The organism is Streptomyces olivaceus, from assembly GCF_000721235.1.
Classification (GTDB): Bacteria; Actinomycetota; Actinomycetes; order Streptomycetales; family Streptomycetaceae; genus Streptomyces; species Streptomyces olivaceus.
The window spans coordinates 66,424-83,090 of record NZ_JOFH01000041.1 but is presented as its reverse complement, the minus strand read 5'-3'; the positions used below and the strand labels follow the sequence as shown (position 1 = coordinate 83,090).

The following is a 16,667-nucleotide window of genomic DNA, read 5'->3' as shown; positions in this document are numbered from 1 at the left end:
GGGCGGGGGTTGTGCTGCTTACGGCGGCGTTCTTGGCGGTGTGATTTTCTCCGTCGGTACGGTGTGACGGTGCCCCCGGCTCTGGTGAGCTCGGGGGCACCGGTGTTGTGTGGTGCGCCGCGTCGGGGGCGGCGTCGGGGTGGGGCGTGTGGGCCGGCGTGGCCGGGTGCCGCTGCGCCCACCCGTGCCGCCCCAGCGGCACGACTGCCCGCAGCGGCGCGGCACGCACTGCCCGCAGCGGCGCGCACGAGTGCCCGCGGCTGGGTCAGCCTGTGTTGCGGAGGCCTGCTGCTACTCCGTTGACGGTGAGGAGGAGGGCTCGGGCGAGGAGGGGGTCGGGGTCGGTGCCGGCGTTGGCCTCCTCGCGCTGGCGGTTGAGGAGGGCGACCTGGAGGTAGGAGATGGGGTCGAGGTAGGCGTCGCGGATGGTGAAGGTCTGCTTGAGGACCGGGTCGGCGTCGAGGAGTTCCGCCTCGCCGGTGACGCGCAGGACCTCGGCGACGGTCAGCTCGTGTTCGGCCTTGATGGCGTCGAAGACGTGCTTGAGCTCGTCGGGTACGAGGGTGTCGACGTAGTGCTGGGCGATGCGCAGGTCGGTCTTGGCAAGGGTCATCTCGACGTTGGAGATGAAGTTGCGGAAGAAGTGCCACTGCTGGTGCATCTCGTCGAGGACGGTGTCGAGGCCCGCCTCGCGCAGGGCCTTGAGGCCGGAGCCGACGCCGTACCAGCCGGGGACGATCTGCCGGGACTGGGTCCAGCCGAAGACCCAGGGGATGGCGCGCAGCCCGTCGAGCGAGACCCCGGAGCCGGGACGGCGGGAGGGCCGTGAGCCCAGGTGCAGGTCGGCGAGCTGGTCGACCGGGGTGGAGGCCAGGAAGTACGTCGGCAGGTCGGGGTCCTCGACCAGCTTGCGGTAGGCGGTGTGGGCGGCGTCGGAGACGACGTCCATGGCGGCGTCCCAGCGGGCGAGGGCCTCGTCGGACTGGCGGGGCGCGGTGTGCAGGGCGGACGCCTGGAGGGTGGCCGCCAGGGTCAGTTCCAGGTTCTCCCGGGCGAGGGCCGGGATGAGGTACTTGTCGGAGATGACCTCGCCCTGTTCGGTGACCTTGATCTCGCCCTCCAGGGTGCCCCAGGGCTGGGCGAGGATGGCGTCGTGGGTGGGGCCGCCACCGCGGCCGACGGTGCCGCCGCGGCCGTGGAAGAGGCGCAGCCGTACGCCGTAGCGGTGGGCGACGTCGCGCAGGCGGCGCTGGGCGCGGTGGATCTCCCACTGGCTGGTGGTGATGCCGCCGAACTTGGAGGAGTCGGAGTAGCCGAGCATGACCTCCTGGACGTCGCCGCGCAGGGCGACCAGGCGCCGGTAGGAGGGGTCGGCGAGGAGGTCTTCGAGGATGGTGTCGGCGGCCTTCAGCTCGTCCGTCGTCTCCAGGAGCGGCACGATGCCGATCTTCGCCCAGCCCGCGTGCAGGTCGATGAGGCCGGCCTCGCGGGCCAGTACCGCCGCGGCGAAGACGTCGTCGGCGCCCTGGCACATGGAGATGATGTAGGACTCGATGACCTCGGGGCCGAAGACCTCCAGGGCGCGGCGGACGGTCTGGAAGACGCCGAGGGTCTTCTCGCCGGGGGCGTCGACGGGGGCCGGGGTGGGGGCGAGCGGCCTGCGGGAGCGCAGTTCCTTGGCGAGGAGCTTGGCGCGGTACTCGCGGGGCATGTCGGCGTAGCGCCAGGACTCCTCGCCGAGCCGGTCGAAGAGCTGGCCGAGGGCGTGGTGGTGGGCGTCGGCGTGTTCGCGGACGTCCATGGTGGCGAGCTGGAGGCCGAAGGCGGCGAGGGTGCGGATGGTGCGGGCGAGGCGGCCGTCGGCGAAGAGGCCGCCGCGGTGTTCGCGCAGGGAGGTCTGGACGATGCGCAGGTCGTCGATGAGTTCGGCGGTGCCGAGGTAGTCGCGGCCGGCCTCGTGGGCGGTGCTGCGGGCGAGGCGCTGCTTGGTGTTCTCCAGCTTCTGCCGGATGCAGGTGGCCTTGAGCCGGTAGGGCTCCTCGGCGTTGAGGCGCTTGTAGCGGGGGCTGATCTCGGGGAGGTTGTCGAGGTCGGTCCGCAGGGAGGTGAGGAGTTCCTCGGTGGCGCCCGCGTAGCGGATGGAGTTGGAGAGGAAGCCGCGGAGTTCGTCGATCATCTCCAGGGCGTCGTTGATGCCGTGTTCGTGCTGGAGGATGAGGACGTCCCAGGTGACCTGGGGGGTGACGTTGGGGTTGCCGTCGCGGTCGCCGCCGATCCAGGTGCCGAAGGTGAGGGGGCGGGTGTCGTCGGGGAGCTTGACGCCGGCCCGCTCCAGTTCCGCCGTGAGGTCTTCGAGGACGTCGCCGACGGCGCCGAGGTGCAGCTCGTCGAGGTAGTAGATGGCGTTGCGGGCCTCGTCGGCGGGTTCGGGGCGGACGACGCGGAGTTCGTCGGTCTGCCAGACGAGGTCGATGTTCTCGGCGAGGCGGGTGTCGAGGCGGCGGCGGTCGGACTCGTTGACCGGGGTGTCCAGGAGGGCGGCGATGCGGCGCAGCTTGTTGAGGACGGAGCGGCGGGCGGCCTCGGTGGGGTGTGCGGTGAAGACGGGGCGCACGTTGAGGTTGCGGACCGTCTCGCGCAGGTGCTCGGGGTCGGCGTCCTTGAGGCGGTCGGCCGTGCGGGCGAGCAGTCCGCCCTCGGCGGCGCGCTTGGCGCCCAGCTCGCGGCCGCGGTGGACCTGCTCGGTGACGTTGGCGAGGTGGAAGTAGGTGGAGAAGGCGCGCACCAGCTTGGCGGCGGTCTCCAGTTCGGTGCCGCGCAGCAGTTCGGCCGCGGCTTCGCCGTCCTCGCGGGTGAGTCGGCGTACCTTCTCTACGAGTTCCAGCAGCTCGGGGCCCTCCTGCCGGACGAGGGTCTCTCCGAGGAGGTCACCCAGTCGGCGGATGTCGGTCCGGAGTTCGGTGCTGGTGGCCGTGGTGGTCTGGTCGTCGGCACTGCTCACAGGTGCGGCTCCTTGCAGTGTTGAAGCTCGTCCGGGAGGGAACCCGGAGGGCCGTCCCGCGCGGCGGGCGCCGCTTACCGGGCCGGACGTCCGGGAAGTAATCAGAGCGGACCGCGCTGTCCGACCGGTTTCCAGGATAGGTGTCGGCCAGGACGCGCAGGCTCTGGGGCTCTTGCCGGGCGACTACGCACTGCCATACTTACGTCGCCGTAGGTTACGGAACCGTAGGAAACTGTGAACGGTTCTCCGAGCCCGGCACCGACTCCACCCTCGACCCCACAGGGGACGCGCATGACCACGAGTTCCGATGTGATTCCTGACGCTCCGCAGCCCTCCGGCGACCCCGCCGCCCCGTCCGCCACGCTGGGTGGCGAGCAGAAGCGCTCACTCGAGCAGATCACCCTGCTGCTGTTCATCACCGTTCCGTTCCTGGCGCTGGCGGCGGCGGTGCCGCTGGCGTGGGGGTGGGGTGTGAGCTGGCTGGACCTGGGGCTGCTGGTCTTCTTCTACTTCCTGGGCTGTCACGGCATCACCATCGGCTTCCACCGGCACTTCACCCACGGTTCGTTCAAGGCGAAGCGGCCGTTGCGGATCGCGCTGGCGATCGCGGGGTCGATGGCGGTGGAGGGGCCGCTGGTGCGCTGGGTGGCCGACCACCGCAAGCACCACAGGTTCTCGGACGACGAGGGCGACCCGCATTCGCCGTGGCGGTACGGGGAGACGGTGCCGGCCCTGGTCAAGGGCCTGTGGTGGGCACACATCGCATGGATGTTCGACGAGGAGCAGACGCCGCAGGACAAGTACGCACCGGACCTGATCAAGGACCCGGCGCTGCGGGCGGTCTCCCGCCAGTTCATCCTGTGGACGGCGGTCTCCCTGGCGCTGCCCGCGCTGATCGGCGGTCTGGTCACGATGTCCTGGTGGGGGGCGTTCACCGGGTTCTTCTGGGGTTCACTCGTTCGGGTGGCGTTGCTGCACCACGTGACGTGGTCGATCAACTCGATCTGCCACGCGGTGGGGAAGCGCCCCTTCAGGTCCCGGGACCGTTCGGGCAACGTGTGGTGGCTGGCGATCCTGTCCTGCGGCGAGTCCTGGCACAACCTGCACCACGCCGACCCGACGTCGGCGCGGCACGGCGTGATGCGGGGCCAGCTCGACTCCTCGGCCCGCCTGATCCGCTGGTTCGAGCAGCTCGGGTGGGCGTACGACGTGCGCTGGCCGTCACGCTCGCGTATCGATTCGCGCCGCAAGACGGATCAAGACGCCGCCCGCCGCCGGAAGGAGACGGCGAAGGCGGCATGATTGACGCCGTGGCGACCGACTCCAGCAGCACCCCAAGCAACGAGAAGCCGCGGCGCGCCCGTCGCACCCGGATGACCGGTGCCGAGCGCCGCCAGCAGTTGCTGGAGATCGGCCGCACCCTCTTCGCGGCGAAGGGTTTCGAGGGCACGTCGGTGGAGGAGATCGCGGCGAAGGCCGGGGTGTCCAAGCCGGTGGTGTACGAGCACTTCGGCGGCAAGGAGGGGCTGTACGCGGTGGTCGTGGACCGCGAGATGCGGCGGCTGCTCGACATGGTGACCGGCTCGCTGACCGCGGGGCATCCGCGGGAGCTGTGCGAGCAGGCCGCGTTCGCGCTCCTGGACTACATCGAGGAGTACACGGACGGTTTCCGCATCCTGGTCCGCGACTCCCCCATCCCGCAGTCGACGGGTTCCTTCGCCTCCCTCATCTCGGACATCGCCACCCAGGTGGAGGACATCCTGGGCCGCGAGTTCAAGAACCGCGGCTTCGACGCCAAGCTGGCCCCGCTGTACGCGCAGGCGCTGGTCGGGATGGTGGCGCTGACCGGCCAGTGGTGGCTGGACGTGCGCCGTCCGAAGAAGGCGGAGGTGGCGGCGCACCTGGTGAACCTGGCGTGGCACGGTCTGGACGGCCTGGAACCGAAGCCGCGGCTGATAGGGCACCGGAAGAACTGATCACCGCCGGCCGGCACGGGGCTGATGCCCGGCGCCGGGGTGGTCAGGACGGCTCCAGGAATTCCAGGCGGTTGCCGACCGGGTCGGCGCAGTAGAAGCGGCGGTGGCCGGGCAGGCCGTCGTCCCAGGTGACAGGCGTGCCGCGGGCCTCCAGGCGGGCGGCGTACGCCTCGATCCCGGTGACCCGCAGACCGGGGTGGGCCTTGCGGGCGGGCCGGAAGCCGGTCGCCTCGACGCCGAGGTGGAGCTGTGCGGTACCGGCCCGGAACCAGCAGCCGCCGCGGGCGGCGAGCGCGGGCGGCTTGGGGGTCTCGGTCATGCCGAGCACGCCGCCGTAGAACGCGCGCAGGACGTCCTCGGTGCCGGGCGGCGCGGCGAGCTGCACGTGGTCGAGACCGGCGATCACCGCTCGCCCACCGCCCGGCCCGCCGCCCCCGCCGCTTCCCCGGGTCCTCGCGCTGCCGCCCCGGCCGCCTCCGCGCCTCCTCCCCCTGCCGCTCCCTCCGGCTTCCGGGCGACGGCGAAGACGCGGCGGAAGGGGAACGGGGTGCCGTGTGCTTCGGCCGGGTAGGCGGCGCGCAGGACGGCCCGGTACTCCTCGACGAACGCGTCGCGGGCGGGCGGGTCGTCGTCGAGGGCGTCCAGTACGGGCAGCAGTCCCGTCCCCTTGACCCAGTCCAGTACGGCGTCCTCGCCGGGCAGCAGGTGGACGTACGTCGTCTCCCACACGTCCGCGGTGCAGCCCGCGGCGGTCAGGTGGGCGAGGTAGCCCTGGGGGGTGAGGACGGCGTCGTCGTGGCGCAGGACGCCGTCGAGCCGGTGCCGCCAGCGCCGGGAGCCGGCGAGTTCGCGCATCAGGCGGTGGCTGGGGGCGTCGAAGTTGCCGGGGACCTGGAGGGCGAGGGTGCCGCCGGGGGCGAGGCGGTCGATCCAGTCGGGGAAGCGGTCGGCGTGGCCGGGGACCCACTGGAGGGTGGCGTTGCTGACCAGGAGGTCGACGGGTTCGTCGGGGCTCCAGGTGCGGGCGTCGGCGACGGCGAAGTCGAGGTGGCCGCCGCCGGAGGTGGGGCCGGCGTGGCGCCGGGCGCGGTCGAGCATCTGCGGCGAGTTGTCGTAGCCGGTGATGCGGGCGGTGGGCCAGCGGTCGGCGAGCAGGACGGTGGCGTTGCCGGGGCCGCAGCCGAGGTCGGCGATGCGGGGCCGGTCCGCGGGGAGGTCGTGGACCCGGGCGAGGAGGTCGGTGAAGGGCCGGGCCCGGTGGCCGGCGTGGCGGAGGTACTGGGCGGGGTCCCAGGTCGGAGTGGTCGCGGGCATGGAACCTCCAGGGCGTGCAGGGCGTGCGGACCGGGGCGGGCGCACGGGAACGGCCGCCGCCGAAGAGGTACCCACCCTCACCGCCAACCTATCTCGACGTCAAGACAATCGACATCAAGAGACTTCACGTCGACACAACCCTTACACTGATCGTCATGGAGGACGAGGTCGATCGGCTGGTCGCAGCGTGGCGCCGGGAGCGCCCGGACCTCGACGTGGAACCGCTCGAGGTGCTGAGCCGCGTGAGCAGACTCGCCCGGCACCTGGACCGGGCGCGTCGGCTGGCCTTCGCCGAACATCAGCTGGAGCCCTGGGAGTTCGACGTGCTCACGGCCCTGCGCCGGGCGGGCACCCCCTACCAGCTGTCCCCCGGCCAGCTCCTCACCCAGACCCTGGTCACCTCGGGCACGATGACCAACCGCATCGACCGTCTGGCGAAGAAGGGCCTGGTCGAGCGGCTGCCCGACCCCAGCGACCGGCGCGGTGTGCTGGTCCGGCTCACGGACGAGGGCCGGGACCGCGCGGACCAGTCCCTGGCCGGCCTGCTGGCCCAGGAGCGCGCCATCCTGGCCGAACTCTCCCGCGCCCAGCGCGGCGAACTGGCGGCGCTACTACGCCAGCTGACCGCCCCGTTCGACAACATCCCCGGTTAGGTCGGCGGGCCCCACCCCGGCCCGGCGGGCCAGCGCGACGGCGGCGAGGGTGCTGTGCACGCCCAGCTTGCCCAGCACGTTCTGCATGTGGGTGCGCACGGTGTGCGGGGACAGGTACAGCCGCTCGGCGACCGCCTTGCGCCCGAGTCCGGCGACCATGCAGCGCAGCACCTCGCGCTCGCGCGGAGTCAGCGACTCCACCAGGCGCTCGCTCTCGGTGCGGTGCTTGCGGGCGGCGGTCAGCTCGCGCAGCACGCCGGTGAGCAGGGCGGGCGGCAGGTGCGTCTCGTCGCGCAGGACGCCCCGTATGACGCTGAGCAGCCGGGACAGGGAGCAGTCCTTGGCCACCCAGCCGGAGGCCCCGGCGCCCAGCGCGAGCGCCGCCCGCCGGGGGTCGTCCCGCTCGGCGAGCACCACGGTGCGCACCCCGGGCTGCGCCGACCGCACCCCGGCGACCAGCGAGATCCCGTCCACGAGCCCGTCCTCGTTGCCGTCCCGCACGGACACGGCGGGCCGTGCGCCGGGCACGTGACCGCCCAGGTCGGCGTCGACGAGCAGTACGTCGAAGCGCCGGCCCTCCAGGGCGGCCCGCTCCATGCAGCGCAGGGCGGCCGGACCGCTGCCGGCCGCGGAGACGTCCACGTCGGGCTCGGCGGCCAGGGCGGCGGCGAGCGACTCGGCGAAGATGCGATGGTCGTCGACGACCAGGACCCGGATGCGAACCACGAAACCCCCTCCCCCGAGCTCCTCCAGGAGCAGGGGATACCCATCGTCTGTCCGTCCTGAAATGGCGACACCTGCACGGGCACGGCGCCCGAAGCCCCGTGTCCAGCTGTGCGCTCGGTACTCCGGGACAGGTCGCCGCAGCCGCACGGCCGCCGCCGTGCCCTGACCGCTACCCCGCCCCGGGCGCCGTACCCGGCTGTCTCGCCCCCTGAACGACACCGGCCCCCACCGGTGCTGCTCATCAGAGTACGGGCGGGCGCCGGGAGCGGAAGGCTATTTGCAGAACTGACAGCCCGACGCGTTTATGGTGAGCCGCATGTTTCGTCTCGTGACAGAAGTCGACAAAGCGCGGCGCGATCTGCTGCGCACCCGCCTCCGGGAGACGAACACGGCGGCCTCCTCCGTCCTGCGTTCCCTGCGCGGAACCCCTCACGAACGCGAATTCCCGTTGCACGTCTGGGTGCTCGACGGCGCCGGCGCCCTGGCGGGCGGTCTCGTCGGCCACACCTGGGCGACCTGGCTCCACGTCACGTACCTGTGGGTCGACGACGGCCACCGGGGCTCGGGCCTCGGCTCCGCCCTCCTCGACGAGGCGGAGCGCACCGCCCGCGCCGAGCGCGGCTGCACCGCGGCCCGCGTGGAGACCTGGGACTTCCAGGCCCCCGGCTTCTACACGAAACGCGGCTACGACGTGAGGTGCGTGATCCCCGACTACCCGCCGGGCCTCACGGAGTACACGCTGGTGAAACGGCTGGGCCCGGATACACCGGCGGCCGGCGGGCCTCCCGGCGCGCCTACGGCCCGTGCGCCTCGGTGATGCAGGTGTCGAGGCGGTCGCGGGCGTCCCGCAGCTCCGCCATCCGCTCGTCGAGGCGGTCGCGGGCGGCCGTCAGCAGTTCGAGCAGCTCGGGGGACGACGCCTCGCCGGGTCCGGCGAGGGGCAGGACCTCGCGGACGGTCCTGCTGGACAGGCCCGAGGCGTAGAGCCGCTGGATCACCGCGACCCGTTCCACGGCGCCCTCCGGGTACTGGCGCTGGCCGCCCGACGTCCGGGTGGAGTGCAGCAGGCCCTGCTGCTCGTAGTAGCGCAGCGCCCGGACGCTCACCCCCGCCTTCGCGGCGACCTCTCCGATCCGCACCCCGGCCTCCCGACTCGGTCCTCGCGCCGCGTTTGCACCTGACGCTGACGTCAGGTTTTAGCGTAGCGAACACGGCACGAGCCGCCCCTTCCCCACGTCTGGAGCCCGTCTGTGACCAGTACCGGTATCAGTGTCGGAGAGACCGTCGTCGTCCTGGGCGCCACGGGACAGCAGGGAGGCGCGGTCGCCGCGGCGCTGCGGGCCGAGGGCTGGAGGGTGCGCGCGGTCGTGCGCGACCCGTCCGGGCGCCGGGCCCGGTCCCTCGCCGCCGCCGGCGTCGAGACCGTCCGCGGCGACCTCGGCGATGCCGACTCGCTCCGCGCGGCCTTCTCCGGAGCGCACGGCGTCTTCAGCGTCCAGCCGAACTCCGGCCAGCCGGGCGCCGGGGTGAGCGACGAGGACGAGGTCCGCTTCGGCACGGCGGTGGGCGACGCCGCCGGGCGCAGCGGCGTCGCCCACCTCGTCTACAGCTCGGCGGTCACCGCGGGCGCGGTGACGGGCGTGGCCCACCTGGACACCAAGCACCGCCTCGAGGCGCACGTGCGGGGCCTGGACATCGCCCACACGGTCATCCGCCCGGCCACCTTCATGGAGATCCTGCTGCCGCCGGGCACGGACCTCGGCGAAGGGCAGCTGTCCTTCCTGACGCGCCCCGAGCGGGCCATGCAGTTCATCGCGGTACGCGACATCGGCCGGATCGCCGCCGCGGTCTTCGGCTCGCCCGACCGGTACGCCGGCCGCACGATGGAGATCGCCGGTGACGCCCTCACCGGTGCGGCCCTGGCCGAGCACCTGACCCGGGCCGCCGGCCGGCCGATCGGCTACCGCCGGCTGCCCGGGCGGGACGGCGTCCTCGGCAGACTGGCGGCACTCGTCGACGACGGCAGGCTGGCGGGGAGCGCCGACCTCGGCGCGCTGCGCGCGGAGTTCCCGTTCCTGCTCTCCTTCGACCACTGGCTGAAGGGCCCCGGCGCGGGCTTTCTCGCACAGGCGCTCCGGCCGGCGGCCGCCCAGGACGTTCGCGGCACGACGGCGTGAGGCCCCGGGCCGCGGCGGGGGAAGCCACGGCCCGGGGCCGGTCTGTGCGGTGGGGGGTGGGGCGGGGTGAGTCAGTGCTGGTGGGCGGCGCGGTGGGCGACCTTCTGGACGGCCTTCAGGGCGAGGTCGGGGCGGTCGGTGTGGATGTAGTGGCCGCTGCCCTTGGCGGTGGTGAGGCTGCTGCGAGTGGAGATCCGCTGCCACTCCCGCTGGCCGTCGGCCCACATCTTCTCCAGGGCGGGCCCGTACTCGGGGACCTCGGCGTACTGGGACTCGTGCTTGAGGATCTCGACCGGGATGTGCCCGGCGGAGCGGACCGGGCCGTCGGCGATGACGAACTGCTCCGGGTTCTGGCCCTCGTTGGCGGCGATCGCGCCGTCCCGCACCTGGGCGGGCACGCCGGTGGCGTCGGCGGGGATGGTGCGGTTCATGTCGCGGGTCAGGTGGGGAATGGTGGCGTCGAGGAGGACCAGGCCCTTGACGCGGTCGGTGTGGCCGGGGCGTAGCGGGCGGCGATGTAACCGCCGAGGGAGTGTCCGGCCAGGACGACGGGGCGGTCACCGGCGAGGCGGTCGAGGACGCCGGTGAGCAGGGCGCCGGTGTCGTCCATGGTCTGCAGGGTCCCCGCCGCGGGCTGGTCGCTGGCGCCCTCGCCGAGGCGGTCGTAGGAGCAGACCCGGTTGGTCCTGCTCAGCGACTTCTGCAGCGCGGCCATGTTGTCCAGGCCCTCGCCGCCGCCCGCCATCAGCATCACCAGCGGCCGGCCGCGGTGGGCGCGGCCCGCGCAGGAGACGTTGACCGAGTGGCCGTCGACGCGGATCTTCCTGGTGCCGGTGAAGTCGCTGCCGGTGAAGGCGGCCCCGGCGGAGGCGGCGGTGCGGGTGGCGGCCCCGGCGGTGGGGGTGGCGGCTCCGGCCCGGCCCTCGTCGAGGGCGAGTCCCGCGCCGGCCGCGGTGCAGACGACGGCGATCGCGGCGGTCGCCTTGGCGAGGGTGCGGAACATGGGAGCCTCCAGCAGGCAGGGGGGCGGGTACGGGGCGGGCGCTCGGGGTCTTTCCGGTCGGCCGGCTGTCGTTCCCGGCGACTGATGAAGACTCTATGGATCCAACACCCCGCGATCGTCACCCCGCGGTGGACACCTGCGCGTAGCTCCCCCGGGGGACAGTCGCCGGCCCCCGCGCACCCCTCGCGGAGGTTCGGGCGGGTCAGCGCGGCCAGGGGCGCCCGGTGAGGCGTTCGATGTCGGTGTTGAACTGCTCGAGATCCTGGACGAAGCGCCGGAGCCGGTCCGCCGGCCAGTCGGCGAGCACCTCGGAGAGGCCGGCGGCGATGGCCTCGCGGTCGGCGTGCAGGCGCCTGAGCCCCTCGGCGGTGACGCGGAACTTGCGGGCCACGCTGCCGTTGGGGTCCAGCGTCCGCTCCACCAGCCCCTCCCGCAGCAGCGCCGCGGTCTGCCGGGTGAAGGTCGACGGCGCGAGCCCGAAGGCCTCCACGAGGTCCGGCACCGACATCGGCCCCTGCACCTCCAGGCGGCTGAGCAGGACGTAGGCGCTGCGGTCGAGCGCGTCGCCGCTGCCGCGCACGCGGCGCGGGGAGGTCATCTCCATGTGCCGCGTGAGGATCAGGAACTCACGCTCGATGCAGTCCCCGGCCTGCCGTGGGTCCATGCCGTCCTCCTCAGGGCGCCAAGTCGTGGCCCCCACCACCCTATGTCCGCGCCGGAACCCGCCCGGCCGGGCCCCGGACGAGAGCCTGGTCGGACCCCGGCCGACCCCCGGACGGCCCGCGACCGGACCGCGACCGGCCCCCCGGCCGGCACCTGGCCGGCGCTGGCCAGGACTCGCTCCCCCGGGAAGTGCATCATGCACTTTTACTGTATGGTGCACCACTCAGCTTCTCCAGATGGACGCCCCACCGCCTTTCCGAGGAGACACCCGATGACCGAGCAGGTCGTACGTCTGCCCCTGGCCACCGACACCGCGCTCGACGCCCCCGCCGAGTGGGAGGAACTGCGCGCGAGGTGCCCCGTCGCGCACGCCTCCCTGCCCAGCGGCGACACGGCGGTCTACCTGACCCGCTACGAGCACGTCAGGAGCCTGCTCTCCGACGCCCGCTTCGTACGCCCCACCGCGAACGACAACGCCGCCCGCGTGGCGCCCGACGGCGTCGGCGGCGCGGCCGCCACCGGCAGCAGCACCGCCCTGCCCGACCGCGGGGAACCGCACCGGCGCTGGCGCCGCCGGGTCGGCAAGTACTTCACCGCCAAGCGGATGGCCGCCCTGCGCCCCGGCATGACCGCCATGGCCGAGGACCTGGTCGACGCCATGGTCGAGCAGGGCGCCCCGGCCGACCTGCGGGCGGGCCTGGGCTTCCCGCTGCCCGTCTACGTCATCTGCGACCTGCTCGGCGTCCCCGCCGACGACCGCGACCGCTTCTCCCACTGGTCCGACACGTTCCTGAGCGTGACCCGCTTCAGCGCCGAGGAGATCCGCGACGCGCAGGCGGAATTCGTCGCCTACATGGCCGGGCACATCGCCGCCAAGCGCGCCGAGCCCGCCGACGACCTGCTCAGCGCGCTGATCCAGGGGACCCCGGACGCCGAGGACGCCGAGGACGCCGAGGGCCTGAGCGACGACGAGCTGGTCGCCACCGGCATGGGCCTGCTCGTCGCCGGCCACGAGACCACCGCCAACATGATCGGCAAGATGGTCTCCATGCTGCTGGAGGACCGCAGCCGCTGGGAGCAGCTGCTGGCCGACCCGGCGCTGGTGCGCACCGCCGTCGAGGAGTCGCTGCGCTTCGACGCCAACCTCGGTTTCGGCCTGCGCCGCTACATCAGCGAGGACATCGAGATCGACGGCGAGCCGGTGCCCGCGGGCAGCACCGTCGTCTGCAGCATGCCCGCCGCCAACCGCGACGAGCGGGCCTTCGCCGGTGCGGACGGCATGGACCTCGCGCGCCTGCCCAACCCGCACCTCACCTTCGGCGCGGGGCCCCACTCCTGCCTCGGCCAGGCGCTGGCCCGCACCGAACTCCAGGTCGTCCTGGAGACGCTGCTCACCCGCCTGCCCACGCTGCGCCTCGCGGTCCCCGCCGCCGAGCTGCGCAAGACCGAGGGCCTCCTCGTCGGCGGCCTGCGCGAAGTGCCCGTCGCGTGGTGACCCGGGCCCGACGGCCCGTCCGGAGCAGCAGAAGCGAGAGGAACACCCCATGAAGCTCAGCGCCGACGAGGACCGGTGCTGCGGCGCCGGTGCCTGCGTCCTGGCCGCCCCCGAGGTCTTCGACCAGCGCGACGAGGACGGCGTCGTCGTGCTGCTGGACGACACGCCCGGGGACGACCGGCACGCCGCCGCACGGGAGGCCGCGGCGATGTGCCCCGCCGCGGCCATCGAGGTGACGGAGGCTCCCTAGGGAGACCCCCCGGGACGGAGATCGCCCCGGTCGCGGGCCTCCCGGGGCGGAAGAGCCGTCACCCCGCCCGGCGGGCTCCCGCCGAGGGCACCGCCTCGAAGGTACGCGGCGTCTTGAAGCCGGCCGCCGCGAAGGCGTCCCGCACGGCCCGGGTAACGGGCTCCACGTCGGCGGCCTCCACCAGGACGATCGCCGAGCCGCCGAAGCCGCCGCCGGTCATGCGGGCGCCGAGGGCACCGGCGGCGAGGGCCGTGTCGACGACCAGGTCCAGCTCGGGGCAGGAGATGCGGAAGTCGTCCCGCAGTGAGGCGTGGCCCTCGACGAGGACGGGGCCGATGGCGCGGGTGTCGCCGGACTCCAGGAGCGAGACGACCCGTTCCACGCGCTCGTTCTCGGTGACGATGTGCCGGACCAGGCGGCGGATCTCCTCCTCGTCGCCGAGGCGTTCGAGGGCCGCGTCCAGGTCGGCGTACGGGACGTCGCGCAGGGCGTCGACGCCGAGGAGCGCGGCGCCCTTCTCGCAGCCGGCGCGGCGCTTGCCGTACTCGCCCTCGCTGTGGGAGTGCTTGACCCGGGTGTCGACGACGAGCAGGCGCATGCCCTCGGCGGCGAGGTCGAAGGGGATCTGCCGCTGGGAGAGGTCGCGGGTGTCCAGGAACAGGGCGTGGCCCGCCTCGCAGCACGCCGACGCCGTCTGGTCCATGATGCCGACCGGGGCGCCGACGTAGACGTTCTCCGCGCGCTGGCACAGGCGGGCCAGCTGCCAGCCGCGCAGGCCGAGGGAGTAGAGGTCGTTCAGCGCGAGGGCGACGACGACCTCCAGGGCCGCCGAGGAGGACAGGCCCGCGCCCGAGGGGACCGTGGAGGCCAGGTGGACGTCGGCGCCGGTCAGCTCGTGGCCCGCCTCGCGCAGCGCCCAGACGACACCCGAGGGGTACGCGGTCCAGGCCTTGTCGGAGCCGGGCGCCAGGTCGGCGACGCGCAGCTCGACGGGGCCGGCCGCGATGTCCGCCGAGTGCAGGCGCAGGATGCCGTCGTCGCGCCGGGAGACCGCCGCGACGGCCGTGTGCGGCAGGGCGAAGGGCATGACGAAGCCGTCGTTGTAGTCGGTGTGTTCGCCGATGAGATTGACCCGGCCGGGCGCCGCCCACACCCCCTCCGGCTCCGCTCCGTACAGCTCCCGGAACCGCTCGCCGACGGTCTCCGCGACAGCCTCGCCCATGCCCTGACCCCTCGTACTTCCGTGACTTGGTGAGTACCGGCCGAGCACCGGCCGGTACGTGCCGGGTGCCGGCCGGCGCCGGCCGGTGGCGGCCGTGTCCTAGCCGGCGCGTCGCTGCGCGAACTCCCACGCGTCCGACACGATGCCCGCGAGATCCGCGCGGGACGGGTTCCAGCCCAGTTTCTCGCGGGCCGTCTCCGCCGACGCCACCAGCACCGCGGGGTCGCCGCCCCGGCGCGGGGCCACGACCTCGGGGATCGGGTGGCCGGTGACGCGGCGGACGGTCTCGACGACCTCGCGGACGGAGAAGCCGTTGCCGTTGCCCAGGTTGCAGATGAGGTGCTCGCCCGGCTCGGCGGCCGCCACGGCCAGCAGGTGGGCCTCGGCCAGGTCCGCGACGTGGATGTAGTCGCGTACGCAGGTGCCGTCCGGCGTCGGGTAGTCGTCGCCGAAGACGGAGATCGCGTCGCGGCGGCCCTGCGCGACCTGGAGGACCAGGGGGATCAGGTGCGACTCGGGGTCGTGGCGCTCGCCGCAGGTGCCGTACGCGCCCGCGACGTTGAAGTAGCGCAGGGAGACCGCGCCCAGGCCGTGGGCCGCCGCCTCGCCGGTGATCATGTGGTCGACGGCGAGCTTGGAGGCGCCGTACGGGTTCGTGGGCTTCGTCGGTGCGGACTCGACGATCGGGACCTGGTCGGGCTCGCCGTAGGTGGCGGCCGTGGACGAGAACACGAGGCGCCGCACACCCGCGGCGCGCATCGTCTCCAGGAGGGCCATGGTGCCGCCGACGTTGTTCTCCCAGTACTTCTCGGGCTTCACGACCGACTCGCCGACCTGGGAGAAGGCGGCGAAGTGCAGGACGCCGTCGAAGGAGGCGTCCAGCCACTTGGCGGCGTCGCGGATGTCGCCCTCGATGAAGGCGGCGCCGGCCGGCACGCCCTCGCGGAAACCCGTGGAGAGGTTGTCGAGGACGACGACCTCGTGGCCGGCCTCCAGCAGATGCTGGGCGACGACACTGCCGACGTATCCGGCCCCGCCCGTCACCAGGTACTTCCCGCTCATGAACTCGCTACCTCTCGCAGTCGCTCGGCCGCGCGCTCCGGGGGCACGTCGTTGATGAACACGTTCATGCCGGACTCGGAGCCCGCGAGGAACTTCAGCTTGCCGGACGTACGGCGGATAGTGAAAAGTTCCAGGTGGAGCGCGAAGTCGTCCCGCGTCACGCCCTCGAACTCCTCCAGCTGCCCGAACGGCGCCTGGTGCCAGGCCGCGATGTAGGGCGTCGGAGGCTCTCCCGCACCGAAGATCCGGTCGAAGCGCCTCAACAGTTCCAGATAGACCTGGGGGAACTCTGTGCGCGCCGCCTCGTCGAGGCCGAGCAGGTCGGGCACCCGCCGCTTCGGGTAGAGGTGCACCTCGTACGGCCAGTGCGCGGCGTACGGCACGAAGGCCACCCAGTGCTCGCCCTCCAGGACGACCCGCTCCCCGTCCAGCTCCTCCGCCAGCACGGCGTCGAACAGGTTCTCCCCGCCGGTCGCGTCCTTGTGCGCGGCGAGTGAACGGAGCATCAGGGCGGTGCGGGGGGTGGTGAAGGGGTAGGCGTAGATCTGCCCGTGCGGGTGACCCAGCGTCACTCCGATCTCGGCGCCCCGGTTCTCGAAGCAGAACACCTGTTCAACGGAGGGCAGATGGGACAGCTCGGCGGTGCGGTCCGTCCAGGCGTCGAGCACGAGCCGGGCCTGCTCCTCGCTCAGGTCGGCGAAGGAGGCGTCGTGGTCGGAGGTGAAGCAGACGACCTCGCAGCGGCCGGAGTCGCCGGCCAGCGAGGGGAAGCGGTTCTCGAAGACCACCACGTCGTACGCCGAGTCCGGGATCTCGCTCAGCCGGTCGCCGCGCGTGGGGCACAGCGGGCACTGGTCGGCCGGCGGGTGGTAGGTGCGGCCCTGGCGGTGCGAGGCGACGGCGACCGAGTCGCCGAGCAGCGCGTCGCGGCGGATCTCGGAGGTGGTGACCGTCCGCTCCAGCGGGCGGCGGTCCACGGCCTCGCGGACGGTGTCGTCGCGCAGGTCGTAGTAGACGAGCTCGCGACCGTCGGCCAGCCGGGTCGAGGTCTTCTTCACTGCCGGACTCCTCTTACCCACTCCGTGTACGCACTCCATCACCCAACACAATCAAACATAACACATC

General features: G+C 73.0%; 16 protein-coding genes and 1 pseudogene. 7 read left to right on the top strand and 10 right to left on the bottom strand.

Going from position 1 to position 16,667, the window contains the following annotated elements; genetic code table 11:
• Window positions 1–265: 265 nt before the first annotated feature.
• Window positions 266–3,001: a phosphoenolpyruvate carboxylase gene (ppc, locus tag IG94_RS0133125; protein WP_031045983.1), complete on the bottom strand. Its 2,736-nt coding sequence runs from the start codon at window positions 2,999–3,001 to the stop codon at window positions 266–268.
• 291 nt (window positions 3,002–3,292) lie between these two features.
• On the opposite strand from ppc, the gene IG94_RS0133120 reads away from it, so the two are divergent.
• Together IG94_RS0133120 and IG94_RS0133115 are read left to right on the top strand one after the other, a co-directional pair.
• Entirely contained in the window at window positions 3,293–4,303 is a 1,011-nt protein-coding gene (locus IG94_RS0133120; RefSeq protein ID WP_031045981.1) for an acyl-CoA desaturase, read from the top strand.
• Window positions 4,300–4,977 (top strand): TetR/AcrR family transcriptional regulator, encoded by a 678-nt coding sequence (locus IG94_RS0133115; RefSeq protein ID WP_031045978.1) that lies wholly within the window; start codon window positions 4,300–4,302, stop codon window positions 4,975–4,977. Before IG94_RS0133120 ends, IG94_RS0133115 begins: the two co-directional genes overlap by 4 nt.
• Before the next feature lie 43 nt (window positions 4,978–5,020).
• On the opposite strand, the gene IG94_RS0133110 is transcribed toward IG94_RS0133115, so the two are convergent.
• Entirely contained in the window at window positions 5,021–5,383 is a 363-nt protein-coding gene (locus IG94_RS0133110) for a VOC family protein (protein ID WP_031045975.1), read from the bottom strand.
• Complete coding sequence (locus IG94_RS0133105; RefSeq protein ID WP_043485273.1) at window positions 5,380–6,291, bottom strand: trans-aconitate 2-methyltransferase; 912 nt, start codon at window positions 6,289–6,291, stop codon at window positions 5,380–5,382. The genes IG94_RS0133110 and IG94_RS0133105 overlap by 4 nt, the downstream gene beginning before the upstream one ends.
• Before the next feature lie 155 nt (window positions 6,292–6,446).
• On the opposite strand from IG94_RS0133105, the gene tamR reads away from it, so the two are divergent.
• Window positions 6,447–6,944: a MarR family transcriptional regulator TamR gene (gene tamR / locus IG94_RS0133100; RefSeq protein ID WP_031045971.1), complete on the top strand. Its 498-nt coding sequence runs from the start codon at window positions 6,447–6,449 to the stop codon at window positions 6,942–6,944.
• Here tamR and IG94_RS0133095 read toward each other — a convergent pair.
• The gene (locus tag IG94_RS0133095; RefSeq protein WP_031045970.1) at window positions 6,903–7,670 is read right to left on the bottom strand and encodes a response regulator transcription factor; all 768 of its coding nucleotides are present in this window, start codon (window positions 7,668–7,670) and stop codon (window positions 6,903–6,905) included. The genes tamR and IG94_RS0133095 overlap by 42 nt on opposite strands.
• A 304-nt stretch (window positions 7,671–7,974) precedes the next feature.
• On the opposite strand from IG94_RS0133095, the gene IG94_RS0133090 reads away from it, so the two are divergent.
• Window positions 7,975–8,487, top strand: a complete 513-nt coding sequence (locus IG94_RS0133090; protein ID WP_051159929.1) for a GNAT family N-acetyltransferase — start codon at window positions 7,975–7,977, stop codon at window positions 8,485–8,487.
• On the opposite strand, the gene IG94_RS0133085 is transcribed toward IG94_RS0133090, so the two are convergent.
• Entirely contained in the window at window positions 8,465–8,809 is a 345-nt protein-coding gene (locus IG94_RS0133085) for a MerR family transcriptional regulator (protein ID WP_031045962.1), read from the bottom strand. The genes IG94_RS0133090 and IG94_RS0133085 overlap by 23 nt on opposite strands.
• A gap of 111 nt (window positions 8,810–8,920) precedes the next feature.
• On the opposite strand from IG94_RS0133085, the gene IG94_RS0133080 reads away from it, so the two are divergent.
• On the top strand, window positions 8,921–9,847 hold the full coding sequence (locus tag IG94_RS0133080; protein WP_224326632.1) for an NmrA/HSCARG family protein: 927 nt from the start codon (window positions 8,921–8,923) through the stop codon (window positions 9,845–9,847).
• A 71-nt stretch (window positions 9,848–9,918) separates the two neighbouring features.
• Here IG94_RS0133080 and IG94_RS39060 read toward each other — a convergent pair.
• A pseudogene (locus tag IG94_RS39060) lies at window positions 9,919–10,850 on the bottom strand (alpha/beta fold hydrolase).
• Between the two features lie 202 nt (window positions 10,851–11,052).
• Window positions 11,053–11,514 (bottom strand): MarR family winged helix-turn-helix transcriptional regulator, encoded by a 462-nt coding sequence (locus IG94_RS0133070; protein ID WP_031045956.1) that lies wholly within the window; start codon window positions 11,512–11,514, stop codon window positions 11,053–11,055.
• Between the two features lie 270 nt (window positions 11,515–11,784).
• On the opposite strand from IG94_RS0133070, the gene IG94_RS0133065 reads away from it, so the two are divergent.
• Both IG94_RS0133065 and IG94_RS0133060 read left to right on the top strand, forming a co-directional pair.
• Complete coding sequence (locus IG94_RS0133065; protein ID WP_031045953.1) at window positions 11,785–13,008, top strand: cytochrome P450; 1,224 nt, start codon at window positions 11,785–11,787, stop codon at window positions 13,006–13,008.
• Between the two features lie 49 nt (window positions 13,009–13,057).
• A complete protein-coding gene (locus tag IG94_RS0133060) occupies window positions 13,058–13,258 on the top strand; it encodes a ferredoxin (RefSeq protein WP_031045951.1) in 201 nt (66 codons plus the stop codon).
• A 58-nt stretch (window positions 13,259–13,316) separates the two neighbouring features.
• Here IG94_RS0133060 and galK read toward each other — a convergent pair whose 3' ends face one another.
• The 3 genes from galK to galT form a co-directional block, all read right to left on the bottom strand.
• A complete protein-coding gene (gene galK / locus IG94_RS0133055; protein WP_031045948.1) occupies window positions 13,317–14,480 on the bottom strand; it encodes a galactokinase in 1,164 nt (387 codons plus the stop codon).
• Window positions 14,481–14,579: 99 nt separating this feature from the next.
• Window positions 14,580–15,542: a UDP-glucose 4-epimerase GalE gene (galE, locus tag IG94_RS0133050; RefSeq protein ID WP_031045945.1), complete on the bottom strand. Its 963-nt coding sequence runs from the start codon at window positions 15,540–15,542 to the stop codon at window positions 14,580–14,582.
• The gene (gene galT, locus IG94_RS0133045) at window positions 15,539–16,600 is read right to left on the bottom strand and encodes a galactose-1-phosphate uridylyltransferase (RefSeq protein ID WP_031045944.1); all 1,062 of its coding nucleotides are present in this window, start codon (window positions 16,598–16,600) and stop codon (window positions 15,539–15,541) included. Before galT ends, galE begins: the two co-directional genes overlap by 4 nt.
• Window positions 16,601–16,667 lie beyond the last annotated feature (67 nt).

Excerpts from the sequence above, each read along its gene's own strand:
- IG94_RS0133120 (WP_031045981.1), top strand. The coding sequence starts at position 3,293 with ATGACCACGAGTTCCGATGTGATTCCTGACGCTCCGCAGCCCTCCGGC.
- IG94_RS0133115 (WP_031045978.1), top strand. The coding sequence starts at position 4,300 with ATGATTGACGCCGTGGCGACCGACTCCAGCAGCACCCCAAGCAACGAG.
- IG94_RS0133105 (WP_043485273.1), bottom strand. The coding sequence starts at position 6,291 with ATGCCCGCGACCACTCCGACCTGGGACCCCGCCCAGTACCTCCGCCAC.
- tamR (WP_031045971.1), top strand. The coding sequence starts at position 6,447 with ATGGAGGACGAGGTCGATCGGCTGGTCGCAGCGTGGCGCCGGGAGCGC.
- IG94_RS0133090 (WP_051159929.1), top strand. The coding sequence starts at position 7,975 with ATGGTGAGCCGCATGTTTCGTCTCGTGACAGAAGTCGACAAAGCGCGG.
- IG94_RS0133070 (WP_031045956.1), bottom strand. The coding sequence starts at position 11,514 with ATGGACCCACGGCAGGCCGGGGACTGCATCGAGCGTGAGTTCCTGATC.
- IG94_RS0133065 (WP_031045953.1), top strand. The coding sequence starts at position 11,785 with ATGACCGAGCAGGTCGTACGTCTGCCCCTGGCCACCGACACCGCGCTC.
- IG94_RS0133060 (WP_031045951.1), top strand. The coding sequence starts at position 13,058 with ATGAAGCTCAGCGCCGACGAGGACCGGTGCTGCGGCGCCGGTGCCTGC.
- galK (WP_031045948.1), bottom strand. The coding sequence starts at position 14,480 with ATGGGCGAGGCTGTCGCGGAGACCGTCGGCGAGCGGTTCCGGGAGCTG.
- galE (WP_031045945.1), bottom strand. The coding sequence starts at position 15,542 with ATGAGCGGGAAGTACCTGGTGACGGGCGGGGCCGGATACGTCGGCAGT.